13 protein-coding genes, 4 tRNA genes, 3 rRNA genes and 1 riboswitch are annotated in these 20,938 nt (G+C 56.3%); of the genes, 17 read left to right on the forward strand and 3 right to left on the reverse strand.

Annotated elements, in window-relative coordinates; genetic code table 11:
- Positions 1–65: 65 nt before the first annotated feature.
- Positions 66–1,214, reverse strand: coding sequence for an acetylornithine deacetylase (gene argE / locus K7H94_RS00480; RefSeq protein ID WP_150059710.1), 1,149 nt, complete (start codon positions 1,212–1,214; stop codon positions 66–68).
- 167 nt (positions 1,215–1,381) lie between these two features.
- On the opposite strand from argE, the gene argC reads away from it, so the two are divergent.
- The 6 genes from argC (at position 1,382) to oxyR (ending at position 8,056) form a co-directional block, all read left to right on the forward strand.
- A complete protein-coding gene (argC, locus tag K7H94_RS00485) occupies positions 1,382–2,386 on the forward strand; it encodes an N-acetyl-gamma-glutamyl-phosphate reductase (protein ID WP_104094282.1) in 1,005 nt (334 codons plus the stop codon).
- Positions 2,387–2,404: 18 nt separating this feature from the next.
- Positions 2,405–3,181, forward strand: a complete 777-nt coding sequence (gene argB / locus K7H94_RS00490) for an acetylglutamate kinase (RefSeq protein WP_058775576.1) — start codon at positions 2,405–2,407, stop codon at positions 3,179–3,181.
- Between the two features lie 14 nt (positions 3,182–3,195).
- Complete coding sequence (locus K7H94_RS00495; protein WP_021506829.1) at positions 3,196–4,413, forward strand: argininosuccinate synthase; 1,218 nt, start codon at positions 3,196–3,198, stop codon at positions 4,411–4,413.
- A 75-nt stretch (positions 4,414–4,488) separates the two neighbouring features.
- Entirely contained in the window at positions 4,489–5,868 is a 1,380-nt protein-coding gene (argH, locus tag K7H94_RS00500) for an argininosuccinate lyase (RefSeq protein WP_222951489.1), read from the forward strand.
- Positions 5,869–5,968: 100 nt separating this feature from the next.
- Positions 5,969–6,844: an Ig-like domain-containing protein gene (locus K7H94_RS00505; protein ID WP_104094279.1), complete on the forward strand. Its 876-nt coding sequence runs from the start codon at positions 5,969–5,971 to the stop codon at positions 6,842–6,844.
- 294 nt (positions 6,845–7,138) lie between these two features.
- Positions 7,139–8,056 (forward strand): DNA-binding transcriptional regulator OxyR, encoded by a 918-nt coding sequence (gene oxyR / locus K7H94_RS00510; RefSeq protein ID WP_021506826.1) that lies wholly within the window; start codon positions 7,139–7,141, stop codon positions 8,054–8,056.
- Here oxyR and sthA read toward each other — a convergent pair.
- Positions 8,039–9,439 (reverse strand): Si-specific NAD(P)(+) transhydrogenase, encoded by a 1,401-nt coding sequence (sthA, locus tag K7H94_RS00515; protein WP_021506825.1) that lies wholly within the window; start codon positions 9,437–9,439, stop codon positions 8,039–8,041. The genes oxyR and sthA overlap by 18 nt on opposite strands.
- A gap of 193 nt (positions 9,440–9,632) precedes the next feature.
- Here sthA and fabR point away from each other — a divergent pair, with 193 nt between their 5' ends.
- Both fabR and K7H94_RS00525 read left to right on the forward strand, forming a co-directional pair.
- Entirely contained in the window at positions 9,633–10,277 is a 645-nt protein-coding gene (gene fabR / locus K7H94_RS00520) for an HTH-type transcriptional repressor FabR (RefSeq protein ID WP_031279587.1), read from the forward strand.
- Between the two features lie 18 nt (positions 10,278–10,295).
- The gene (locus tag K7H94_RS00525) at positions 10,296–10,652 is read left to right on the forward strand and encodes a YijD family membrane protein (RefSeq protein ID WP_058781921.1); all 357 of its coding nucleotides are present in this window, start codon (positions 10,296–10,298) and stop codon (positions 10,650–10,652) included.
- A gap of 34 nt (positions 10,653–10,686) precedes the next feature.
- On the opposite strand, the gene trmA is transcribed toward K7H94_RS00525, so the two are convergent.
- Positions 10,687–11,790, reverse strand: a complete 1,104-nt coding sequence (gene trmA / locus K7H94_RS00530; protein ID WP_058758135.1) for a tRNA (uridine(54)-C5)-methyltransferase TrmA — start codon at positions 11,788–11,790, stop codon at positions 10,687–10,689.
- A gap of 112 nt (positions 11,791–11,902) precedes the next feature.
- Positions 11,903–12,084, forward strand: a riboswitch (cobalamin riboswitch).
- A 68-nt stretch (positions 12,085–12,152) separates the two neighbouring features.
- On the opposite strand from trmA, the gene btuB reads away from it, so the two are divergent.
- The 9 genes from btuB to K7H94_RS00575 all read left to right on the forward strand — a co-directional run bounded on the left by btuB (position 12,153) and on the right by K7H94_RS00575 (position 20,843).
- Complete coding sequence (btuB, locus tag K7H94_RS00535) at positions 12,153–14,033, forward strand: TonB-dependent vitamin B12 receptor BtuB (RefSeq protein WP_150059713.1); 1,881 nt, start codon at positions 12,153–12,155, stop codon at positions 14,031–14,033.
- On the forward strand, positions 13,978–14,829 hold the full coding sequence (gene murI / locus K7H94_RS00540; RefSeq protein ID WP_150059714.1) for a glutamate racemase: 852 nt from the start codon (positions 13,978–13,980) through the stop codon (positions 14,827–14,829). The genes btuB and murI overlap by 56 nt, the downstream gene beginning before the upstream one ends.
- 395 nt (positions 14,830–15,224) lie before the next feature.
- Positions 15,225–16,766 (forward strand): 16S ribosomal RNA (locus K7H94_RS00545).
- Positions 16,767–16,840: 74 nt separating this feature from the next.
- A tRNA-Ile gene (locus tag K7H94_RS00550) sits at positions 16,841–16,917 on the forward strand.
- Between the two features lie 149 nt (positions 16,918–17,066).
- Positions 17,067–17,142, forward strand: a tRNA-Ala gene (locus K7H94_RS00555).
- A gap of 198 nt (positions 17,143–17,340) precedes the next feature.
- Positions 17,341–20,244: ribosomal RNA gene (locus K7H94_RS00560) — 23S ribosomal RNA — on the forward strand.
- A 222-nt stretch (positions 20,245–20,466) separates the two neighbouring features.
- Positions 20,467–20,582: ribosomal RNA gene (gene rrf / locus K7H94_RS00565) — 5S ribosomal RNA — on the forward strand.
- The 16S, 23S and 5S rRNA genes sit together here with 4 tRNA genes alongside, the layout of an rRNA operon.
- 100 nt (positions 20,583–20,682) lie before the next feature.
- Positions 20,683–20,759 (forward strand) — tRNA-Asp (locus K7H94_RS00570).
- A gap of 8 nt (positions 20,760–20,767) precedes the next feature.
- Positions 20,768–20,843, forward strand: a tRNA-Trp gene (locus K7H94_RS00575).
- Positions 20,844–20,938 lie beyond the last annotated feature (95 nt).

A 20,938-nucleotide genomic window follows, 5' to 3' on the forward strand; every position in this document is an offset into this window, starting at 1 on the left:
TCAAATCCCGGATAATGACGGGGCAATTTGCTGATTTCGCAGTGAAATGCCCCATCTTTTAATCATCAATGGCAAAAATGCTGCACAACCTGAGTGATAAGCGCATGAGTCGGCTTAATAAATGCGGTATCAATAAACTCGTCTGGCTGGTGCGCCTGATTGATGGATCCAGGCCCTAACACCAGCGTCGGGCACAACTGCTGGATAAACGGCGCTTCGGTGCAGTAATTCACCACTTCTGTCGGCACGCCCAGCAGCTTCTCCACCACTTTGACCAGTTCATGATCGGCCGGGCATTCGTAACCGGGAATCGGCGGATGCAGCTCACCGACAGTCAGACGGCCCGGCCAGCGCGCGCTCACCGGTGCCAGCGCTTCATTGAGTAAACCGTCGAGATCGCTCAGCGTCAGTCCCGGCAGCGGACGGATATCCATATGCAGCTCACAGCAGGCGCAGATGCGGTTCGCCGCGTCGCCGCCGTGGATATGGCCAAAGTTCATGGTCGGATACGGAATGGCGAAGCCGTCGTGGTGATAGCGCTCTTTCAGCGTATTACGCAGCTGCATCAGCTGAGTAATGGATTCATGCATCAGCTCGATCGCGTTCACGCCGCGCGCCGGATCGCTGGAGTGCCCGGACTGACCCTGAATGCGGATGGCGTGCGACAGATGGCCTTTGTGGGCGCGCACCGGTTTCAGCGATGTCGGTTCGCCGATGATGGCGCAGTCCGGCCGCAGCTGGGTCGATTCAGAGAAGTATTTCGCGCCGGCCATCGTGGTCTCTTCATCGGCGGTGGCGAGGATGTACAGCGGTTTGCCGAGCTTCGTCACGTCAACGTCACGCAGCGCATCAAGAATAAAGGCAAAGAAGCCTTTCATGTCGGCGGTGCCTAAGCCGTACAGCTTGTTGTCGTGTTCGGTCAGGGTAAAGGGATCGCGCGTCCAGCGGCCGTCGTCGTACGGCACGGTGTCGGTATGGCCCGCCAGCAGCAGGCCACCTGCGCCGCTGCCGCTGCGCGCCAGCAGGTTGAATTTATGGCGTGTACCCGGCACCGGCTGGACTTCCACGCTGAAGCCGAGATCGCGGAACCAGCCCGCCAGCAAATTGATTAAAGTTTCATTGCTCTGATCCAGCGCGCTGTCGGTGGCGCTGATCGACGGTGTTGCAATCAGCTGGCGGTAGAGTTCGATAAAAGGTGGAATTTTTGTCTTCACTGTTGACGGTCCCTGGGTTAGGATGTATCAATATTAATGCATTAATAGTGAATAAAAATACATTAACGTCGTCTGCATGTGAACTGAAAAAAACTGCAAACGGCATCGTGGGCAACGGGGCAATGCCGCGACCCGATACGTGTGACTGTAATAAGGTATACAGCCTGATGTTGAATACGCTGATCGTTGGTGCCAGTGGTTATGCTGGCGTAGAGCTTGCCACCTACCTGAATCGCCACCCGCATATGAACATAACCGCTTTGGCGGTTTCAGCGCAAAGCCCGGATGCCGGAAAGTTACTCTCCGATCTCCATCCGCAGCTGAAAGGCAGGGTCGATTTGCCATTGCAGCCGCTGGGTGATGCCGCAGAGTGGGCCGGCAAGGTCGATGTGGTGTTCCTCGCCACCGCACACGAAGTCAGCCACGATCTGGCCCCGGAATTCCTGAAAGCCGGCTGCGTGGTGTTCGACCTCTCAGGCGCGTTCCGCGTTAACGACGACGGCTTTTATCAACAGTATTACGGTTTCAGCCATCAGCACCAGGCGTGGCTCGACAAAGCCGTTTACGGCCTGGCCGAATGGAACCACGCGCAGATTAAAGACGCGCAGCTGGTGGCGGTGCCGGGTTGCTATCCGACCGCCGCGCAGCTGGCGCTTAAGCCGCTGATTAAGGCTGGCCTGCTTAATCCGGCTCAGTGGCCGGTCATCAATGCCACCAGCGGCGTCAGCGGTGCCGGGCGTAAAGCCAGCGTCACCACCAGCTTCTGTGAGGTCAGCCTGCAGCCGTACGGTCTCTTCAATCACCGTCACCATCCGGAGATTGTGGCCCATCTCGGCACGCCGGTGATCTTCACGCCGCATCTCGGTAATTTCCCGCGCGGCATTCTGGAAACCATCACCTGCCGTCTGAACGCCGGTGTGAGCCAGCAGGATGTGGCGGCGGCGTTCCACAGCGCCTACCACGACAAACCGCTGGTGCGGCTGTACGACAAAGGCGTACCGGCGCTGAAAGCGGTGGTTGGCCTGCCGTTCTGCGATATCGGCTTTGCCGTGCAGGGCGAGCACCTGATTGTTGTCGCAGCGGAAGACAACCTGCTGAAAGGCGCCTCCTCACAGGCGGTGCAGTGTCTCAATATTCGTTTCGGCTTCCCCGAAACGCTGTCTCTGATTTAACGGACGGATAACCTGACCATGAGCAATCCTCTGATCATTAAGCTGGGCGGCGTACTGCTGGATAGCGAAGAAGCGCTGGCGCGTCTGTTTGATGCCCTGCTGGCGTACCGCACGCAGTATCAGCGTCCGCTGATCATCGTCCACGGCGGTGGCTGCCTGGTGGACGAGCTGATGAAGAAACTGGCGCTGCCGGTGAAAAAGAAGAACGGTTTGCGCGTGACGCCAGCCGATCAGATCGACATTATTACCGGTGCGCTGGCCGGCACCGCTAACAAAACGCTGCTGGCATGGGCGAAGAAGTACGGCATTGGCGCAGTGGGTTTATGCCTCGGCGATGCCGGCCTGGTGAACGTGGCACAGTTCGATGAGGAACTGGGGCATGTTGGCAACGCCACGCCGGGTAATCCGCAGCTGATCAATACGCTGCTGGATGCAGGCTATATGCCGGTGATCAGCTCGATTGGCATCACCGACGGCGGCGAACTGATGAACGTCAACGCCGACCAGGCCGCGACCGCGCTGGCGGCGACGATCGGTGCCGATCTGGTGCTGCTGTCAGACGTCAGCGGTATTCTCGACGGCAAAGGTCAGCGCATCGCCGAGATGACCGCAGCCAAAGCCGAGCAGCTGATTGCCCAGGGCATTATTACCGATGGCATGATTGTGAAAGTGCATGCGGCGCTCGACGCGGCGCGTACGCTGGGCCGCCCGGTGGATATTGCCAGCTGGCGTCATGCTGAACAGCTGCCAACCCTTTTCAACGGCGTGTCGATTGGCACCCGGATTCTCGCATAATCAAGGATTACGACATGAGCACGCAAAACATCAAAAAAATCGTTCTGGCTTACTCGGGCGGTCTGGATACCTCGGCCATCATTCCCTGGCTGAAAGAGAACTACGGTGGTTGTGAAGTTGTGGCGTTCGTGGCCAACATTGGTCAGGATCCGGCCGATCTGGAAGGCGTAGAGAAGAAAGCGCTGCAGTCGGGCGCGTCTGAGTGCCACGTGGTCGATCTGCGTGAAGAGTTTATCAGCGAATACGTTTACCCGGTGCTGCAGACCGGTGCGCTGTACGAAGGCACCTATCTGCTGGGCACCTCAATGGCGCGTCCTATCATCGCCAAAGCGCAGGTTGAACTGGCGCTGAAAGTGGGCGCAGACGCGCTGTGCCACGGCGCAACCGGTAAAGGCAACGATCAGGTGCGTTTCGAAACCACCTATACCGCGCTGGCACCGCAGCTTAAAGTGGTGGCGCCATGGCGTGAGTGGAACCTGCGTTCGCGTGAAGCGCTGCTGGATTACCTGAAAGAGCGCAATATCCCGACCACCGCGTCGCTGGAAAAAATCTACAGCCGTGATGAGAACGCCTGGCACATCTCGACCGAAGGTGGCGTGCTGGAGAGCCCGTGGAACGCGCCAAACAAAGATTGCTGGGTGTGGACCGTCGATCCGCTGGAAGCGCCGGATCAGCCAGAAAACGTCACCGTCAGCGTGGAGAAAGGCCAGGTTGTCGCGGTGAACGGTGAGAAACTGAGCCCGTTCCAGTGTCTGGAAAAACTCAATGCGCTGGGAGCGAAACACGGCGTGGGCCGGATTGATATCGTGGAAAACCGTCTGGTGGGCATCAAATCACGCGGCTGCTACGAAACCCCGGGCGGCACCATCATGGTCAACGCGCTGCGTGCGGTTGAGCAGCTGGTACTGGATCGCGACAGTTTCAAATGGCGTGAACAGCTGGGTCAGGAGATGTCTTACGTGGTGTATGACGGCCGCTGGTTCGCACCGCTGCGTCAGTCAATCCAGGCCGCTGCCGCATCGCTGGCAGAGCTGGTGAACGGTGAAGTGGTACTGCAGCTGTACAAAGGCCAGGCCACGGCGATCCAGAAAAAATCGGCGAACAGCCTGTACTCAGAAGAGTTTGCCACCTTCGGCGAAGACGAAGTGTACGATCACCGTCACGCGGGCGGCTTTATCCGTCTGTTCTCGCTCTCTTCACGCATTCGCGCGCTGAACGAGCAGAAGAAGTAATACCGGCGGCAGGCGACATATTTTGCAGGGGCGGCTTCGGGCCGCCCTTTGTTTAACAGATTCAGGAGCAAGCAGATGGCACTTTGGGGCGGACGTTTTTCGCAGGCGGCAGATCAACGGTTTAAACAGTTCAACGACTCACTGCGGTTTGACTACCGCCTGGCGGAGCAGGACATCATCGGTTCGGTGGCCTGGTCACAAGCGCTGGTAACGGTAAACGTGCTGAGCAGTGAAGAGCAGCAGCAGCTGGAAGCCGCGCTGAATGCGCTGCTGGAAGAGGTTCGCGCCAATCCGCAGCAGATTCTGCAGAGCGATGCCGAGGATATTCACAGCTGGGTGGAAGGCAAGCTGATCGACAAAGTCGGCGCGCTGGGCAAAAAGCTGCACACCGGGCGCAGCCGTAACGACCAGGTGGCGACCGATCTTAAACTGTGGTGTAAAACGCAGGTGGCGCTGCTGCTGGAAGCCACGCGCGAGCTGCAGTCAGCGCTGGTGGCCACGGCTGAAGCCAATCAGGATGCCGTGATGCCGGGCTACACCCACCTGCAGCGGGCGCAGCCGGTGACGTTTGCCCACTGGTGTCTGGCCTACGTTGAGATGCTGGCGCGCGACGAGAGCCGTCTGCAGGATACGCTGAAGCGGCTGGATGTCAGCCCGCTGGGCTGCGGCGCGCTGGCCGGTACTGCTTATGAGATCGACCGTGAGCAGCTGGCCGGCTGGCTCGGCTTCGCCTCTGCCACGCGTAACAGCCTGGATACCGTGTCAGACCGCGATCACGTGCTGGAGCTGCTGTCTGATGCCTCGATTGGCATGGTGCACCTGTCGCGCTTCGCTGAAGACATGATCTTCTTCAACACCGGTGAAGCCGGCTTTATTGAGCTGTCCGATAAAGTGACGTCGGGCTCATCGCTGATGCCGCAGAAGAAAAATCCGGACGCGCTGGAGCTGATCCGCGGCAAGTGCGGTCGTGTGCAGGGCGCGCTGACCGGCATGATGATGACGCTGAAAGGGCTGCCGCTGGCGTACAACAAAGATATGCAGGAAGACAAAGAAGGGCTGTTCGATGCGCTCGATACCTGGCTTGACTGCCTGCATATGTCAGCGCTGGTGCTGGATGGCATTCAGGTGAAGCGTCCGCGCTGTCAGGAAGCCGCCGAGCAGGGTTACGCCAACTCGACCGAACTGGCCGATTATCTGGTAGCCAAAGGCGTGCCGTTCCGCGAAGCGCACCACATTGTCGGCGAAACCGTGGTTGAAGCGATCAAACAAGGCGTCGCGCTGGAAGCATTAAGTCTGGCGCAGCTTAAGCAGTTTAGCGCGGCGATCGGGGAAGATGTTTATCCGGTGCTGTCGCTGCAGTCTTGTCTCGATAAGCGTAACGCGCGCGGCGGCGTGGCACCACAGCAGGTGGCGCTGGCGATCGGCGAAGCGAAGCAGCGCTTAAACCTGGCGTAATGCGCGCCAGGAAATTTCTTTCGCAAAAAAGAGACAATTCTTGATCGGTCTGGCGTGAAGAGTTCTTAAAGTGTGCTCGCAGTTAATTTGGAGAACATAAATGAGCACTTCACGCTTTGGCTACCCTTTCTTTCCTCTGGAGCCGGCCGTTGAAAACCAGGTTCCTGTCACCTTCGATTCCGCCTCGGTGAATGACGGCGGTTTTATTGTCGATGGCGAAATCACCCGCGATACGCGCCCTGCGCTGAACGGCTATGCCGGCCGGGGCGTCACGCTTGAGTGTTACCATCACGGCGAGTTAGTAGGCAGCACGCTCAGCGATGCTCAGACCGGCTACTTCAGTTTTACGTTGCCTGACGCGCTGGCTGGCGGGAATCATCAGTTCGTGGCACAGGTGGCGGCAATGCCGCAGAGCGCAAGCGCACCCTTCACACTGATCGTGGAGGATGCCGGTTTTGTACCGGTCACGCTAACCGCCATGCACAGCGGCACGCAGTTTATCTGGCCGGAAGAGAGCACTACGCAAACCCAGCCGACCTTTTCCGGTAAAGGCCAGCCCGGCAGCCGGGTTGAGCTGTTTGATAACGATGAGCCGCTCGGCAGTGCGCTGGTCGATAGCGATCACAAATGGACCTTTACGCCGTCTCATGCGCTGGCCGCTGGCGAGCATCAGATCGTGGTGACATGCGGCGCAGGGAATGTCAGTGCGCCGGTCAGCCTGATCGTCGCGGATGATATTACGGGAGATGTGGCCCGGCCGGAGGCACTCAGTGGCCTGCATCTGCACGACCTGCTGGCCAGCGTGCCGGTTAACCTGTTCCAGGACGCGGAGCTTAACCCGGCCACGCAGCAGTATGAGCTGGTGCTGAATAATGACGATCTGCAGCAGGAGCTGACGCAGTCCGGTATTGTTGGCCACTTCCTGGTGCTGACGGAGCAGGATTTGCAGCAGTTGCTGGGTGATGTACCACTGTGATGCAAAGGCAAAAAAAAGCGGGCTTTAAGTAGCCCGCCAACCTCTAGCTTCGGAATTACATATAGTTATAGGCACATCATCAAAGGGCTGGCACTCCCGGCCAACTCAGTGATTTCGTGAGCAGGTTGCAGGTGCTGCTCCAGATTGTTGTTGTTGCGTGTCTGCGTTAGCCGCTTTAACAATCTGTGGTCTTAATCAGATGGCCGGTATTATTCCTGTTCACCGCTTGATAGGGCTAATCGTTCATTGCTATTCTATCTATCGCCACGGGCTATCGTGGTTTGGAGGCTATCAATGAACATTCGTGATCTGGAATATCTGGTTTCGCTGGCGGAACATCGCCACTTTCGTCGTGCCGCTGATGCCTGTCATGTCAGCCAGCCGACCCTGAGCGGGCAGATTCGCAAGCTGGAAGATGAACTGGGTGTGATGCTGCTGGAACGGACCAGCCGTAAGGTGCTGTTTACTCAGGCTGGACTGCTGCTGGTGGATCAGGCGCGAACCGTGCTGCGTGAAGTGAAGGTACTGAAGGAGATGGCCAGCCAGCAGGGCGAAACCATGTCCGGGCCGCTGCACATTGGTCTGATTCCGACCACCGGTCCCTATCTGCTGCCGCATATTATTCCGATGCTGCATCAGACCTTCCCGAAACTCGAGATGTATCTGCACGAGGCGCAAACGCAGCAGCTGCTGGCGCAGCTCGACAGCGGTAAGCTCGACTGCGCGATTCTGGCGCTGGTAAAAGAGAGCGAAGCTTTTATTGAAGTGCCGCTGTTTGATGAACCGATGAAGCTGGCGATCTACCAGGATCACCCGTGGCACGATCGCGATCGTGTGCCGATGTCGGATCTGGCCGGTGAGAAATTGCTGATGCTGGAAGATGGTCATTGTCTGCGCGATCAGGCGATGGGCTTCTGCTTCGAAGCCGGTGCTGATGAAGATACCCATTTCCGCGCGACCAGCCTGGAAACGCTGCGCAACATGGTAGCAGCCGGCAGCGGTATCACTTTGCTGCCGTCGCTGGCGGTACCGAATGAGCGCGTACGTGATGGCGTGTGCTATCTGCCGTGTTACAAACCGGTGCCGCAGCGCACCATCGCGCTGGTGTATCGTCCGGGATCGCCTCTGCGCAGCCGCTATGAGCAGCTGGCAGAAGCAATTAAAACCCACATGCAGGGTTACCTGGACCGTTCGTTAAAACAGGCGGTTTAAGCCGTTTAACGCCGCCACGCGGTAGGCTTCGGCCATGGTGGGGTAGTTGAAGGTGGTGTTCACGAAATACTCAATCGTGTTACCGCCGTTCTTCTGCTCCATGATGGCCTGGCCGATGTGGATGATCTCCGCCGCACGCTCGCCAAAACAGTGAATACCCAGAATCTCTTTGGTTTCGCGGTGGAACAGGATCTTCAGGCTGCCGACGTGCATGCCGACAATCTGCGCGCGCGCCAGATGCTTAAACTGTGCACGGCCCACTTCATACGGCACTTTCATCGCCGTCAGCTGCTGTTCGGTTTTGCCGACGGAGCTGATTTCCGGAATGGTGTAAATCCCGGTCGGGATATCTTCAATCAGGTGCGCGGTGGCTTCCCCTTTGATGATCGCCTGCGCGGCAATGCGGCCCTGATCGTAAGCGGCAGAGGCCAGGCTCGGGTAGCCAATCACGTCGCCCACCGCATAGATATGCGGCTGCGCGGTCTGATACATACTGTTCACTTTCAGCAGGCCACGGCCATCGGCTTCCAGCCCGACGTTTTCCAGCGCCAGTGAATCGGTATTACCGGTACGGCCGTTAGCGTACAGCAGGCAATCGGCTTTGACCTTTTTGCCGGACTTGAGGTGCATGATGACGCCATCGCTGACACCTTCAATCTTCTCAAACTCTTCGTTGTGACGAATCACCACGCCGCTGTTCCAGAAGTGATAAGAGAGCGAATCAGACATCTCCTGATCGAGGAACGCCAGCAGGCGATCGCGGGTGTTGATCAGGTCAACCTTGACGTTAAGGCCGCGGAAAATCGACGCATATTCACAGCCAATCACGCCCGCACCATAAATGATGACGTGGCCGGGTTCATGATGCAGGTTGAGAATGGAGTCGGAGTCGTAAATGCGTGGATGGGTAAAATCGACGTCCGCCGGATGATACGGGCGGGAACCACAGGCGATGACAAACTTCTCTGCGGTTAAGCGCTCGCGCGTGCCGTCTGGCTGTTCCACTTCGATGGTGTTGGCATCAACAAAATGGGCGTCGCCCTGATAAAGCTCACAGCGGTTACGCTCGTAAAAGCCCTGACGCATGGCAGTCTGCTGGCTGATGACGTTCTCAGTATGATTCAGAATGTCGGCGAACGAGGAGCGCAGGAGTCGGGTGTGATCGCTATAAAGAGGGTTTTGATTGAACTCAATGATACGGCTGACAGCGTGACGCAGAGCTTTGGAAGGGATGGTTCCCCAGTGAGTACAACCGCCGCCGATGTTGTGGTAGCGTTCGATCACTGCAATGCGCGCTCCCTGCTTCACCAGCCCCATCGCCGCACCTTCGCCGCCCGGACCGGAGCCAATCACAATGGCATCGTAATCGTAAGACTTTTGCATACCAGTACGTCCTATGTTTCTATACATTTTTACAACGAGATTCTAACATCTCGCCGCGCACATCTGAATTCTAACAGCGTAAATTGGCAAAGTTTGACAATCAGTGAGGTTAACAGGCGGTCACAAACTTTGCGCCGCTGTACGCTGAAAAGTTTGTTATAGTGCCTGCCTGATTACTCACAAGGCCGGGAAAATGGGCGTTCGAGCGCAACAAAAAGAACGTACACGACGTTCACTGATTGAAGCGGCATTCAGTCAGTTAAGTGCAGAAAGGAGTTTTGCCAGCCTGAGTTTACGCGAAGTGGCACGCGAAGCCGGCATTGCGCCGACCTCGTTTTACCGTCACTTCCGCGATGTGGATGAGCTCGGCCTGACCATGGTCGATGAAAGTGGCCTGATGCTGCGCCAGCTGATGCGCCAGGCGCGCCAGCGCATCGCCAAAGGCGGCAGCATTATTAAAACCTCGGTCGCCACGTTTATGGAGTTCATCGGGAACAATCCCAACGCTTTTCGTCTCTTACTACGCGAGCGCTCCGGCACCTCAGCGGCTTTTCGTGCGGCGGTCGCGCGGGAGATTCAGCACTTTATCGCTGAACTGGCCGACTACCTTGAGCTGGAAAACCGCATGCCGCGCAGCTTTACCGAAGCGCAGGCGGAAGCGATGGTGACGATTGTGTTCAGCGCCGGCGCGGAAGCGCTGGATGTGGATATCGAACAGCGGCGCAAACTGGAAGAGCGTCTGGTGCTGCAGCTGCGAATGATCGCCAAAGGCGCGTATTACTGGTATCGCCGGGAGCAAGAGCGCCTGGCGGTTACCCTGGAAACCCCCGAAGAGTAATGTGATAAGGATAATGAAATGATTGAGCAAAACTCTCGCGATAAAGGAACGCTGTTACTGGCTTTTATCACCGGTTTAGCTATCAACGGCTCCTTTTCGGTGCTGTTCAGCACCTTTGTTCCCTTTTCGATTTTCCCGCTGATCGCCCTTGGCCTTGCCGCGTGGTGTCTGCATCAGCGCTATCTCAACCGTAATATGCCGGACGGCATGCCTTCGCTGGCGGCGGCATTTTTTCTGCTGGGGATTCTGGTGTACAGCGCGCTGGTGCGTGCCGAATATCCGGATATCGGTTCTAACTTCATCCCGACCATTCTGATGGTGGCGCTGGTGTTCTGGATCGCCATGCGCTTCCGCCGCAGCAAGAACAAGCACTGAAAACAATCACGGGAACCGCAGGGTTCCCGTTTTTTTAGGCTTTTCGCGTCAGTAACACACCGCATTCCATATGGTGGGTGTAAGGGAACTGGTCAAACAGCGCCAGCCGCGTGATGTTATGCGTGGCACTCAGTACGCTGAGGTTGTCGCACAGCGTCTGCGGATTACAGGAGATATAGAGAATACGCGGATAGGCCTGCACCATCTTCACCGTCTCGTCATCCAGTCCGCTGCGCGGCGGATCGACAAAGATGGTCTCGCACTGATAGCTGTTGAGATCGATGCCTTCCAGACGGTTAAAGCTGCGCACGCCGTTCATCGCCTGGGTAAACTCTTCGGCTGCCATACGAATAATTTGCACGTTGTCGATGTGGTTGGCCGCGATGTTGTACTGCGCCGAAGCCACCGACGGTTTGGCGATTTCCGTCGCCAGTACGCGGCGGAAGTTACGCGCCAGCGCCAGCGAAAAGTTGCCATTGCCACAGTACAGCTCCAGCAGATCGCCGCGCGAATCTTGCGTCACGTCCAGCGCCCACTCCAGCATCTGAATATTCATCGCCGCATTCGGTTGGGTGAAGCTGTTCTCCACCTGACGATAGATCATCTCCTGACCGGCTACCGGCAGGCGCTCATCGACGTAATCGCGATCGAGGCAGATTTTGGTTTTCGTGGCACGGCCAATCAGCTGCACATCAAACCCTTCTGCACGCAGGCTATCGCGCAGCGCAGTCGCGGCTTCGGTCCAGTCGGCTTCCAGCTTGCGGTGATATAGCAGCGAGATCACGATCTGGTTGCTGAGGGTGGAGAGATAATCGATCTGGAACAGTTTAAAACGCAGCGCGCGATTATCGCGGATCGCGGCGATCAACTTTGGCATCAGCGTGTTGATCAACTGGCTGGCCGCCGGAAACTGATCGACGCGGATACGCTGTTTAGTCTCTTGATCGAAGATGATGTGATAAAGATCGTCACCGTCGTGCCAGATGCGGAATTCGGCGCGCATACGATAGTGGCTGACCGGCGAGCGGAACACCTCCACGTCGGGCGCTGCGTAGGGGGCCATCATCGCCTGTAAGCGGCTGACTTTTTCCGCCAGTTGCGCGTCGTATTGTTCAATCGGGAGTTGTTCGGGTGTCATCTTCAATCCTGGTGTTAAGCCTGCCTGCCGGGCGATTGTAGGCATTCACCTGCTGATGTCCAGTCCCGGACAGTGCAGGAAGGCTGGCAGTCTGGATTTCCGGCCTTCTTAAACGTAGACTGCGGCTGCCGGCCTCCTTGAGTTAAAAGGGAATCCAGTGTGAATCTGGAGCTGACGCGCAGCGGTAAAAGAATGTCGTGGTGATCGCAATTGCAGACACTGTCCTCGCGGATGGGAAGTCTTCACCACTTATGATTCCCAGCCCGAAGACCTGCCGGTGTGACGTCGCAACTTCTGAGATCATCGCGTGCTATCGATCCCGGACCTGCGGCATCCTGCTTCGTCTTTTGGATGCTATAACAATGAAAACAACACACGCTTCGCTGTTTGCCTTTAGTGCAACGGCGTTGTCGCTCTGGGCGCAATCTGGCTACGCGCAGCAGAATGATGATACGCAAATCGTTACCGCCAACCGGTTTTTGCAGCCGGTTTCCTCCGTTCTCGCGCCGACGACAGTCGTGACCCGCGACGATATCGATCGCTGGCAGGCGAAAAGCCTGACGGACGTCATGCGTCGCCTGCCTGGCGTGGACATTGCGCAGAACGGTGGCCTCGGCCAGCTGAGCTCGCTGTTTGTGCGCGGCACCAACTCCAGCCACGTACTTATACTCATCGACGGTATCCGGCTAAACCAGGCGGGTGTGTCCGGATCGTCTGATTTAAGCCAGATTCCGCTTTCTCTGGTCCAGCGCATCGAATATGTGCGCGGTGCGCGCTCGGCGGTGTATGGTTCCGATGCGATTGGCGGCGTGGTGAACATCATCACCGGTCGTGATAAGCCGGGCACGACGCTGAGCGCGGGCGTGGGCTCGAAAGGCTATCAAAACTATGAAGGTTCTACCCAGCAGCAGCTGGGGGCAGCCACGACGCTGACCATGGCGGGCAACTACACCTATACGCGCGGCTATGATGTGGTGGCGAACCTGCCGGATGTGTATGGCGATCCGGCGCAGAAAGATCGCGATGGCTTCATGAACAAGACACTGTATGGCGCGCTGGAGCATCAGTTCAGTGACGGGTTGAGCGGCTTTGTCCGCGGCTACGGTTTTGACAACCGTACGGCCTACGACGGCACCTACAGCTACGATAACAGTTTCAACATCAATGGATTAAACGATACCCGTCAGCTCTACAGCCAGACCTGGGACAGCGGCCTGCGTTACAGCAACGACATTTATTCGACGCAGCTGATCGCCAGCTACAGCCGCAGCAAAGACTATAACTATGATCCGCGTACAGGCCGCTACGGCCCGTCGACCACGCTGGATGACAGCAAGCAGTACAATGTGCAGTGGGGCAATACGTTGCAGGTGGCGCAGGGCAGCGTAAGCGCGGGCGTGGACTGGCAGAAACAGACCACGGAACCCGGCACCGCTTACGTGGCTGACAGCACCGAACTGCGTAACACCGGCATTTATGCCACCACCCAGCAGCAGCTGGGCAGCGTAACGCTGGAAGGCGCGGTACGCGGGGACGACAACAGCCAGTTTGGCTGGCACGGCACCTGGCAGGGCGGGGCGTCATGGGCGTTTGTTGATGGCTATAGCGTGTTTGCCAATTACGCGACGGCGTATAAAGCGCCTCGTCTCGGCCAGTTGTATGGTTCTTATGGCAACAGCGACCTGAAGCCGGAAGAGAGTAAACAGTGGGAAGCGGGCTTCTCTGGCCTGACCGGGCCGGTAAACTGGCGCGTATCCGGTTATCGTAACGATATCGATAATCTGATTGATAGCGATCCCACCACGTATATCTATTACAACATCGATAAAGCGCGCATTAAGGGCGTAGAAGCCACGGCGTCGTTCGATACCGGTCCGCTTAGCCATCAGATTTCTTACGACTATGTCGATGCGCGCGATGCTGAAACCGATCAACCGCTGGTGCGCCGTGCGAAGCAGCAGGTGAAATACCAGCTCGACTGGACGATTTATGAGTTTGACTGGTCACTGACCTATCATTATCTCGGCGATCGCTATGATACGGATTACAACCACTCCTTTACCCCGCAGCGCGTCAAACTGGGCGGTGTAAGTTTATGGGATCTGGCAGTTTCGTATCCGGTCACATCACAGCTCACCGTTCGTGGTAGAATTGCCAACCTGTTCGATAAAGACTACGAGACAGTGTATGGCTATCAAACTCCAGGAACGGAGTACTATCTCAGCGCCAGCTACAGCTTCTGATCTGCGCCCCACCGTGCTGGTGTTTGACTCCGGCGTCGGTGGGCTCTCCGTCTATGATGAGGTCCGGCAACTGCTGCCGGGCCTGCACTATCTCTATGCCTTCGATAATGCCGGCTTCCCTTACGGTGAAAAAAGCGAAGAGTTCATTGTTGAGCGGGTCGTGGCGGTGGTGGAGGCTATCGTACAGCGCGTGCCGCTGGCATTAGTGGTCATCGCCTGTAACTCCGCCAGTACCGTCTCCCTGCCAGCGTTGCGTCAGCGTTTTGAATTCCCGGTCGTTGGCGTCGTGCCGGCAATTAAACCGGCGGCCCGTCTGACGCGTAACGGCGTGGTCGGCCTGCTGGCCACGCGCGGCACGGTGAAACGACCTTACACCCATGAGCTGGTGGCGCAGTTTGCGCGCGAATGTAAAATCGAAATGCTGGGGTCGGCGGAACTGGTCGAACTGGCGGAAGCCAAACTGCACGGAGAAACGGTGTCGCTGGACGATGTGCGTCGCGCAGTACAACCGTGGCTGCGTATGAAAGAGCCGCCGGATACCGTGGTGCTGGGTTGTACCCATTTCCCGCTGTTACGTGAAGAGCTGCAGCAGGTGTTGCCTGATGGCACCCGGCTGGTGGATTCGGGCGCAGCCATTGCACGGCGCACCGCCTGGTTGTTAGAGCACGAAGCGCCTCAGGCGCGTTCCAGCGGACAGAATGTGGCATTTTGTACGCGTATGGATGACGAAGTGGTGCAATTATCACCGGTTTTGCAGCGTTATGGCTTCCCGCTGCTGGAAAAACTGGCGATTTGACGGGCTTTCGCCGAAAAAAACAGCACTCGAAAATTAATTTGCATTTAGCCCTTGTCAGCCCGAAAGAACTCCCTATAATGCGCCTCCACTGACACGGCACAACGGCTTACGAAGCGCCCTGTTAGTGAGGTGGCCCTTAACGGCAACCTTCAGAAAAGCAAAAATAAATGCTTGACTGAGAAAGCGGAAAGCGTAATATACGCATCCCGCGCCGCTTGAGAAATCGCGGCACCGCTCTTTAACAATTTATCAGACAATCTGTGTGGGCACTCGCAGGATTGATATCAGCGTCTCCGGACGTAAAAAATATCAAGTCTTTGCTGAGTGAACACGTAATTCATTACGAAGTTTAATTCACAGAGCATCGCTGCACTGGTTGCAGCAAATCAAACTTTAAATTGAAGAGTTTGATCATGGCTCAGATTGAACGCTGGCGGCAGGCCTAACACATGCAAGTCGAACGGCAGCACAGAAGAGCTTGCTCTTTGGGTGGCGAGTGGCGGACGGGTGAGTAATGTCTGGGAAACTGCCCGATGGAGGGGGATAACTACTGGAAACGGTAGCTAATACCGCATAACGTCGCGAGACCAAAGTGGGGGACCTTCGGGCCTCACACCATCGGATGTGCCCAGATGGGATTAGCTAGTAGGTGGGGTAATGGCTCACCTAGGCGACGATCCCTAGCTGGTCTGAGAGGATGACCAGCCACACTGGAACTGAGACACGGTCCAGACTCCTACGGGAGGCAGCAGTGGGGAATATTGCACAATGGGCGCAAGCCTGATGCAGCCATGCCGCGTGTATGAAGAAGGCCTTCGGGTTGTAAAGTACTTTCAGCGGGGAGGAAGGCGGTGAGGTTAATAACCTTGCCGATTGACGTTACCCGCAGAAGAAGCACCGGCTAACTCCGTGCCAGCAGCCGCGGTAATACGGAGGGTGCAAGCGTTAATCGGAATTACTGGGCGTAAAGCGCACGCAGGCGGTCTGTTAAGTCAGATGTGAAATCCCCGGGCTTAACCTGGGAACTGCATTTGAAACTGGCAGGCTTGAGTCTCGTAGAGGGGGGTAGAATTCCAGGTGTAGCGGTGAAATGCGTAGAGATCTGGAGGAATACCGGTGGCGAAGGCGGCCCCCTGGACGAAGACTGACGCTCAGGTGCGAAAGCGTGGGGAGCAAACAGGATTAGATACCCTGGTAGTCCACGCCGTAAACGATGTCGACTTGGAGGTTGTGCCCTTGAGGCGTGGCTTCCGGAGCTAACGCGTTAAGTCGACCGCCTGGGGAGTACGGCCGCAAGGTTAAAACTCAAATGAATTGACGGGGGCCCGCACAAGCGGTGGAGCATGTGGTTTAATTCGATGCAACGCGAAGAACCTTACCTGGCCTTGACATCCAGAGAACTTAGCAGAGATGCTTTGGTGCCTTCGGGAACTCTGAGACAGGTGCTGCATGGCTGTCGTCAGCTCGTGTTGTGAAATGTTGGGTTAAGTCCCGCAACGAGCGCAACCCTTATCCTTTGTTGCCAGCGGCTCGGCCGGGAACTCAAAGGAGACTGCCGGTGATAAACCGGAGGAAGGTGGGGATGACGTCAAGTCATCATGGCCCTTACGGCCAGGGCTACACACGTGCTACAATGGCGCATACAAAGAGAAGCGACCTCGCGAGAGCAAGCGGACCTCATAAAGTGCGTCGTAGTCCGGATTGGAGTCTGCAACTCGACTCCATGAAGTCGGAATCGCTAGTAATCGTAGATCAGAATGCTACGGTGAATACGTTCCCGGGCCTTGTACACACCGCCCGTCACACCATGGGAGTGGGTTGCAAAAGAAGTAGGTAGCTTAACCTTCGGGAGGGCGCTTACCACTTTGTGATTCATGACTGGGGTGAAGTCGTAACAAGGTAACCGTAGGGGAACCTGCGGTTGGATCACCTCCTTACCTGAAGATACTTTCCCGCGAAGTGCTCACACAGATTGTCTGATAGAAAAGTAACGAGCAGAAAAAACCTCTACAGGCTTGTAGCTCAGGTGGTTAGAGCGCACCCCTGATAAGGGTGAGGTCGGTGGTTCAAGTCCACTCAGGCCTACCAGATTTCTTCTCATGCCGCGTTATGTTTCCGGCTCGCATAGTTCACTATGCTTCGCGAAAACATGCCTTGCCTGAGACGAAATCACATTTCCCGTGTGAGAAACGTGACTCCTGGTGAGTGGTAGTAGATGGTCTCTGCAGTGACTGTATGGGGCTATAGCTCAGCTGGGAGAGCGCCTGCCTTGCACGCAGGAGGTCAGCGGTTCGATCCCGCTTAGCTCCACCATTACAGTACTGAAACTTACTTCAGAGTATACCGGCGACGGTGTGCTGCGAAGTATTTGCTCTTTAACAATCCGGAACAAGCTGAAAATTTGAAACGACGCGTCGGTTCATTTCTCCGTAATAAGAAATGAATCACGATGCGTTCGGGTCTCTCAAATGCTTACAACAGACAGCGTTGCAAAACGCCTGTGGGTTGTGAGGTTAAGCGACTAAGCGTACACGGTGGATGCCCTGGCAGTCAGAGGCGATGAAGGACGTGCTAATCTGCGAAAAGCGACGGTAAGGTGATATGAACCGCTACAGCCGTCGATGTCCGAATGGGGAAACCCGGTGCACTCTGTGCATCATCGTTTGATGAATACATAGTCAAACGAGGCGAACCGGGGGAACTGAAACATCTAAGTACCCCGAGGAAAAGAAATCAACCGAGATTCCCCCAGTAGCGGCGAGCGAACGGGGAGCAGCCCAGGACCTGAATCAGCTTGTGCATCAGTGGAAGCGTCTGGAAAGTCGCGCGATACCGGGTGACAGCCCCGTACACGAAGATGCATGAGCTGTGAGTCCGACGAGTAGGGCGGGACACGTGGTATCCTGTCTGAATATGGGGGGACCATCCTCCAAGGCTAAATACTCCTGACTGACCGATAGTGAACCAGTACCGTGAGGGAAAGGCGAAAAGAACCCCGGCGAGGGGAGTGAAACAGAACCTGAAACCGTGTACGTACAAGCAGTGGGAGCACCTTCGGGTGTGACTGCGTACCTTTTGTATAATGGGTCAGCGACTTATATTCTGTAGCAAGGTTAACCGCATAGGGGAGCCGAAGGGAAACCGAGTCTTAACCGGGCGTTAAGTTGCAGGGTATAGACCCGAAACCCGGTGATCTAGCCATGGGCAGGTTGAAGGTTGGGTAACACTAACTGGAGGACCGAACCGACTAATGTTGAAAAATTAGCGGATGACTTGTGGCTGGGGGTGAAAGGCCAATCAAACCGGGAGATAGCTGGTTCTCCCCGAAAGCTATTTAGGTAGCGCCTCGTGAACTCATCTCCGGGGGTAGAGCACTGTTTCGGCTAGGGGGCCATCCCGGCTTACCAACCCGATGCAAACTGCGAATACCGGAGAATGTTATCACGGGAGACACACGGCGGGTGCTAACGTCCGTCGTGAAGAGGGAAACAACCCAGACCGCCAGCTAAGGTCCCAAAGTCATGGTTAAGTGGGAAACGATGTGGGAAGGCACAGACAGCCAGGATGTTGGCTTAGAAGCAGCCATCATTTAAAGAAAGCGTAATAGCTCACTGGTCGAGTCGGCCTGCGCGGAAGATGTAACGGGGCTAAACCATGCACCGAAGCTGCGGCAGCGACACTATGTGTTGTTGGGTAGGGGAGCGTTCTGTAAGCCGCTGAAGGTGTGCTGTGAGGCACGCTGGAGGTATCAGAAGTGCGAATGCTGACATAAGTAACGATAAAGCGGGTGAAAAGCCCGCTCGCCGGAAGACCAAGGGTTCCTGTCCAACGTTAATCGGGGCAGGGTGAGTCGACCCCTAAGGCGAGGCTGAAAAGCGTAGTCGATGGGAAACAGGTTAATATTCCTGTACTTGGTGTTACTGCGAAGGGGGGACGGAGAAGGCTAGGTTATCCGGGCGACGGTTGTCCCGGTTTAAGCGTGCAGGTGTGAAGACCAGGCAAATCCGGTCTTCTTTAACACTGAGGCGTGACGACGAGCCGCCACGGCGGTGAAGTAACTGATGCCCTGCTTCCAGGAAAAGCCTCTAAGCTCCAGGTAACACGAAATCGTACCCCAAACCGACACAGGTGGTCAGGTAGAGAATACCAAGGCGCTTGAGAGAACTCGGGTGAAGGAACTAGGCAAAATGGTGCCGTAACTTCGGGAGAAGGCACGCTGGCGCGTAGGTGAAGGGACTTGCTCCCGGAGCCGAGGCCAGTCGAAGATACCAGCTGGCTGCAACTGTTTATTAAAAACACAGCACTGTGCAAACACGAAAGTGGACGTATACGGTGTGACGCCTGCCCGGTGCCGGAAGGTTAATTGATGGGGTTATCCGCAAGGAGAAGCTCTTGATCGAAGCCCCGGTAAACGGCGGCCGTAACTATAACGGTCCTAAGGTAGCGAAATTCCTTGTCGGGTAAGTTCCGACCTGCACGAATGGCGTAATGATGGCCAGGCTGTCTCCACCCGAGACTCAGTGAAATTGAAATCGCTGTGAAGATGCAGTGTACCCGCGGCAAGACGGAAAGACCCCGTGAACCTTTACTATAGCTTGACACTGAACATTGAGCCTTGATGTGTAGGATAGGTGGGAGGCTTTGAAGCGCGGACGCCAGTCTGCGTGGAGCCAACCTTGAAATACCACCCTTTAATGTTTGATGTTCTAACGTAGGCCCGTTACCCGGGCTGCGGACAGTGTCTGGTGGGTAGTTTGACTGGGGCGGTCTCCTCCCAAAGCGTAACGGAGGAGCACGAAGGTTGGCTAATCCTGGTCGGACATCAGGAGGTTAGTGCAATGGCATAAGCCAGCTTGACTGCGAGAGTGACGGCTCGAGCAGGTGCGAAAGCAGGTCATAGTGATCCGGTGGTTCTGAATGGAAGGGCCATCGCTCAACGGATAAAAGGTACTCCGGGGATAACAGGCTGATACCGCCCAAGAGTTCATATCGACGGCGGTGTTTGGCACCTCGATGTCGGCTCATCACATCCTGGGGCTGAAGTAGGTCCCAAGGGTACGGCTGTTCGCCGTTTAAAGTGGTACGCGAGCTGGGTTTAGAACGTCGTGAGACAGTTCGGTCCCTATCTGCCGTGGGCGCTGGAGAATTGAGGGGGGTTGCTCCTAGTACGAGAGGACCGGAGTGAACGCACCGCTGGTGTTCGGGTTGTCATGCCAATGGCACTGCCCGGTAGCTAAGTGCGGAAGAGATAAGTGCTGAAAGCATCTAAGCACGAAACTTGCCCCGAGATGAGTTCTCCCTGACCCTTTAAGGGTCCTGAAGGGACGTTGAAGACGACGACGTTGATAGGCCGGGTGTGTAAGCGCAGCGATGCGTTGAGCTAACCGGTACTAATGACCCGTGAGGCTTAACCTTACAACGCCAGAGGCGTTTTGGTCTGAGAGACCGGAGAATTTTCAGCTTGTGACGGATAAAGAATCAGCTTTGTTCTGCGGACGCGAGTCCGGAGGATTTTGCGCTGAGGCGAGGCGGCAAGCGAAGGAAAGGAAGGAGCATACACGAGTATGTGACTGACTTTGCGAGGGCGGCCAACGCGGCATCAGCGCGAAAGACGCGGGACAGGGCACAAAGAATTTGCCTGGCGGCAACAGCGCGGTGGTCCCACCTGACCCCATGCCGAACTCAGAAGTGAAACGCCGTAGCGCCGATGGTAGTGTGGGGCCTCCCCATGCGAGAGTAGGGAACTGCCAGGCATCAATTTAAGACCCCTAATCGGGTCGTGACCTTCCCGGTGACGCGGAAAGGGCGAAACACCTGAAATCAGCGACGGTCTGATATCAGTACAGAATCGGTGGAGCGGTAGTTCAGTTGGTTAGAATACCTGCCTGTCACGCAGGGGGTCGCGGGTTCGAGCCCCGTCCGTTCCGCCACCCTAATTAGGGGCGTAGTTCAATTGGTAGAGCACCGGTCTCCAAAACCGGGTGTTGGGGGTTCGAGTCCCTCCGCCCCTGCCAGAAAATAATCCTTTGCTTCGGCAAAGGATTTTTTTTTGCCTGAAATCCGGCACAGGCAAGAGCCTGAGTTTCATTTCTTCCACTCAAACTCCCTC

Origin of the sequence: Pantoea dispersa (assembly GCF_019890955.1) — a bacterium.
GTDB lineage: Bacteria > Pseudomonadota > Gammaproteobacteria > Enterobacterales > Enterobacteriaceae > Pantoea > Pantoea dispersa.

What these genes read in the sequence shown, in the direction of transcription:
- btuB (WP_150059713.1), top strand. Translation starts at nt 12,153, where the DNA reads ATGAAAACAACACACGCTTCGCTGTTTGCCTTTAGTGCAACGGCGTTG.
- sthA (WP_021506825.1), bottom strand. Translation starts at nt 9,439, where the DNA reads ATGCAAAAGTCTTACGATTACGATGCCATTGTGATTGGCTCCGGTCCG.
- K7H94_RS00495 (WP_021506829.1), top strand. Translation starts at nt 3,196, where the DNA reads ATGAGCACGCAAAACATCAAAAAAATCGTTCTGGCTTACTCGGGCGGT.
- argC (WP_104094282.1), top strand. Translation starts at nt 1,382, where the DNA reads ATGTTGAATACGCTGATCGTTGGTGCCAGTGGTTATGCTGGCGTAGAG.
- K7H94_RS00525 (WP_058781921.1), top strand. Translation starts at nt 10,296, where the DNA reads ATGATTGAGCAAAACTCTCGCGATAAAGGAACGCTGTTACTGGCTTTT.
- argB (WP_058775576.1), top strand. Translation starts at nt 2,405, where the DNA reads ATGAGCAATCCTCTGATCATTAAGCTGGGCGGCGTACTGCTGGATAGC.
- trmA (WP_058758135.1), bottom strand. Translation starts at nt 11,790, where the DNA reads ATGACACCCGAACAACTCCCGATTGAACAATACGACGCGCAACTGGCG.
- oxyR (WP_021506826.1), top strand. Translation starts at nt 7,139, where the DNA reads ATGAACATTCGTGATCTGGAATATCTGGTTTCGCTGGCGGAACATCGC.
- argH (WP_222951489.1), top strand. Translation starts at nt 4,489, where the DNA reads ATGGCACTTTGGGGCGGACGTTTTTCGCAGGCGGCAGATCAACGGTTT.
- fabR (WP_031279587.1), top strand. Translation starts at nt 9,633, where the DNA reads ATGGGCGTTCGAGCGCAACAAAAAGAACGTACACGACGTTCACTGATT.
- murI (WP_150059714.1), top strand. Translation starts at nt 13,978, where the DNA reads ATGGCTATCAAACTCCAGGAACGGAGTACTATCTCAGCGCCAGCTACA.
- K7H94_RS00505 (WP_104094279.1), top strand. Translation starts at nt 5,969, where the DNA reads ATGAGCACTTCACGCTTTGGCTACCCTTTCTTTCCTCTGGAGCCGGCC.